Annotated in this window: 4 protein-coding genes; all 4 read right to left on the minus strand. The window is 62.4% G+C overall.

Going from position 1 to position 3238, the window contains the following annotated elements; genetic code table 11:
• On the minus strand, positions 1–471 hold a 471-nt coding region (locus tag EN906_RS28250), incomplete at its 3' end, for a phosphatase PAP2 family protein (protein WP_127375529.1).
• 127 nt (positions 472–598) lie between these two features.
• Positions 599–1471: a cytochrome c1 gene (locus EN906_RS28255; RefSeq protein WP_127270560.1), complete on the minus strand. Its 873-nt coding sequence runs from the start codon at positions 1469–1471 to the stop codon at positions 599–601.
• Between the two features lie 28 nt (positions 1472–1499).
• Entirely contained in the window at positions 1500–2801 is a 1302-nt protein-coding gene (locus tag EN906_RS28260; RefSeq protein WP_013529985.1) for a cytochrome b N-terminal domain-containing protein, read from the minus strand.
• 16 nt (positions 2802–2817) lie between these two features.
• Positions 2818–3238 (minus strand): ubiquinol-cytochrome c reductase iron-sulfur subunit (petA, locus tag EN906_RS28265; protein ID WP_127375530.1); only part of this gene is annotated, 421 nt, incomplete at its 5' end.

A 3238-nucleotide genomic window follows, 5' to 3' on the forward strand; every position in this document is an offset into this window, starting at 1 on the left:
CATCATCGTGCCGACGGTGGCGTGTCCGGAAGGCCAGGAACCGGAGTTCGACAGCTTGACCGCAGGCTTGACGAGATCGCTGAGCTGATGCGGGCGCGGGCGCTTCCAGACATCCTTGGCCGGATCGACGACAGCGCCTTCGGTAGCCACCACGCGATCGAAGAAGGCGCTGAATTTCGGCAGCGTTTCCTTGTTGAATTTCGGCCCCATGACGTCGGCAAAGCGCCAGACATTCTCCTCGGCATCGGCCACCGCGCTGGCGACCATCTCCGGTGTGCGCGTCACCTGCAGCGTCAGCACCTCGCCGAGTTCGGCCTTGGTCTGTGCCGAATCGTTTGCCGGCGGCGGCGGCAGGATCATCGTCAAGTCGACATCCTTGTTGGTGACGAAGGGCTGGGCGTCTTCCGCTTGCGCGGCCGAGCCGATGATGAGCAGCAACAGGCCTGCCGCGATCGATGCGTATCTTTTCATGAATGCGATCCTTTGATGAGAGCAGCACAGGATCGCCGGATGCGGTGACGGCCATGTGACATGACCAGCCTCCGGAAATGCAAAAGGGCGCCTCTCGGCGCCCTTCGCGATCACTTGATTGTGTGGCTCAATGCGCCACGCCTTCCCACACCTTGCGCTTGGTGAGATAGACCAGAGCGCCGAACAGAAGCAGGAACACTAGCACGCGAAAACCGGTCTTCTTGCGGTCTTCCATATGCGGCTCGGCCGCCCACATCAGGAAGGCGGAAACGTCGCGGGAGTACTGGTCGACTGTCTGCGGCGCGCCGTCATCATAGGTCACCTGGCCGTCGGACAGCGGGTTGGGCATCTTCAGCGACACGCCCGACATGAAATAGGGGTTGTAGTGGGTGCCTTCCGGGATGACCATGCCGGCAGGCGGTGTCTCGTCGTAGCCTGTCAGCAACGAGTGGATATAGTCGGGGCCGCCCGCGTCATACTGGGTGAAGATGTCGAAGACGAATTGCGGAAAGCCGCGCTCGACGCCGCGCGCCTTGGCCAGCAGCGACATGTCGGGCGGAGCAGCACCACCATTGGAAGCGGCGGCCGCTTCGTCGTTTGCGAACGGTGGCGGGAAGTGGTCGGACGGCTTGCCGGGACGGTCGAACATGTCGCCGGCATCGTTGGGACCGTCATGGATCGTGTACTCGGCCGACAGCGTCTTGATCTGCGCATCGGAATAGCCGAGGTCCGACAGCGTGCGGAACGCCACCATGTTCATCGAATGGCAGGCCGCGCAGACTTCCTTGTAGACCTTGAGGCCTCGCTGCAGCTGCGCCTTGTCATAGGTGCCAAACGGGCCGGTGAAGCTCCAGTCCATTTCCTTCGGCTCGTGGATCGGGAAATGCGTCGGCGCGGCGGCGTTGTGCGCCTCTTCGGCGGCGATCGCCCAAGTGCCTGCCGACCCGATGCCGACGGCCACGAGGCCGACCAGCGCCAGCGAGGTGAGAATCTTTTTCATGCCAAATCCCCTTAGATTCTCTACCCGCTCAGCCTTTGGTTTCCGGCGCCGCCGTAGCGCCCGCCGGATGTCCGCTGCCGCCCTTGTTCTTCTCGAGGACCGCCTCGGTGATCGAGTTCGGCAGCCGTCGCGGCGTCTCGATCAGGCCGAGCACCGGCAGCGCGATCAGGAAGAAGGCGAAGTAGAACAATGTCGCCATCTGCGCCATGAACACATAGCTGCCTTCGGCCGGCTGCGAGCCCAGCCAGCCAAGCAGGATGGCATCGGCCACGAACAGCCAGAAGAACAGCTTGTACCAGGGCCGGTAAACGGCCGAGCGTACCTTCGAAGTGTCGAGCCACGGCACCAGGAACAACATGACGATGGCGCCGAACATGCACAGCACGCCGCCGAGCTTGGAGTTGATCGGCCCGACATTGAAGGTGATGGCGCGCAGGATCGCGTAGAACGGCAGGAAGTACCATTCGGGCACGATGTGGGCCGGCGTCTTCAGCGGGTTGGCGACGATGTAGTTGTCGGGATGGCCGAGATAGTTCGGCAGGTAGAAGACGAAATAGGCGAAGAAGAACAGGAACACGATCATGCCGAACGCGTCCTTGATGGTCGCGTAGGGGGTGAAGGCGACAGTGTCGGTCTTCGACTTGACCTCGATACCCGTCGGGTTCGACTGGCCCACGACATGCAGCGCCCAGATGTGCAAAACGACGACGCCGGCAATCATGAACGGCAACAGATAGTGCAGCGCAAAGAAGCGGTTCAGCGTCGGGTTGTCGACGGCAAAGCCGCCGAGCAGCAGCTGCTGGATCCAGTCGCCGACCAGCGGAATGGCGCTGAAGAAACCCGTGATGACGGTGGCACCCCAGAAGCTCATCTGGCCCCATGGCAGCACGTAGCCCATGAAGCCGGTCGCCATCATCAGGAGATAGATGATGCAGCCGAGGATCCACAGCAGCTCGCGCGGCGCCTTGTAGGAGCCGTAATATAGGCCACGGAAGATGTGGATGTAGACGGCGACGAAGAAGAACGAGGCGCCGTTCGAATGCATGTAGCGCAGCAGCCAGCCCGAATTCACGTCGCGCATGATCTTCTCGACCGAGCCGAAGGCGAGATTGGTGTCGGCCGTGTAGTGCATGGCCAGCACGATGCCGGTCAGGATCTGCGCCACCAGCATGATCGACAGGATGCCGCCAAACGTCCAAGCGTAGTTGAGGTTGCGCGGCACCGGATAGGCGACGAAGCTGTCATAGACCAGCCGCGGCAGCGGCATGCGGGCGTCAAACCAGCGTCCGAGACCGGTTTTGGGCGTATAGGTCGAGTGTCCCTCGCTCATCGAAATGTCCCCTGCCTCAACCGATAAGGATCTTGGTATCGGAAATGAACTTGAATACCGGCACCGCCATGTTCTCAGGCGCCGGGCCTTGGCGGATGCGTCCGGCCGTGTCGTAGACCGAGCCGTGGCAAGGGCAGAACCAGCCGCCGAAATCGCCTTCCTGGCCGAGCGGAATGCAGCCGAGATGGGTACAGACCTGAACCATCACCATCCAGGCTTCCTTGCCGGGCGTGGTGCGATTGGCGTCGGTCGCCGGTGCATCGGCCGGCAGATTGGCGTTGCGGGCGATCGGGTCCTTGAGATCGGCCAGCTTGACGGCCTCGCCGTCCTTCATTTCCTGTTCGGTGCGGTTGCGGACCACGACCGGCTTGCCGCGCCATTTGACGATCAGCGACATGCCCGGCGTCAGCGAGGCGACGTCGACTTCGACGGACGCG

The sequence above is a fragment of the Mesorhizobium sp. M7A.F.Ca.CA.004.06.1.1 genome, assembly GCF_003999135.1.
Lineage (GTDB): Bacteria > Pseudomonadota > Alphaproteobacteria > Rhizobiales > Rhizobiaceae > Mesorhizobium.

Excerpts from the sequence above, each read along its gene's own strand:
- EN906_RS28260 (WP_013529985.1), bottom strand. The coding sequence starts at position 2,801 with ATGAGCGAGGGACACTCGACCTATACGCCCAAAACCGGTCTCGGACGC.
- EN906_RS28255 (WP_127270560.1), bottom strand. The coding sequence starts at position 1,471 with ATGAAAAAGATTCTCACCTCGCTGGCGCTGGTCGGCCTCGTGGCCGTC.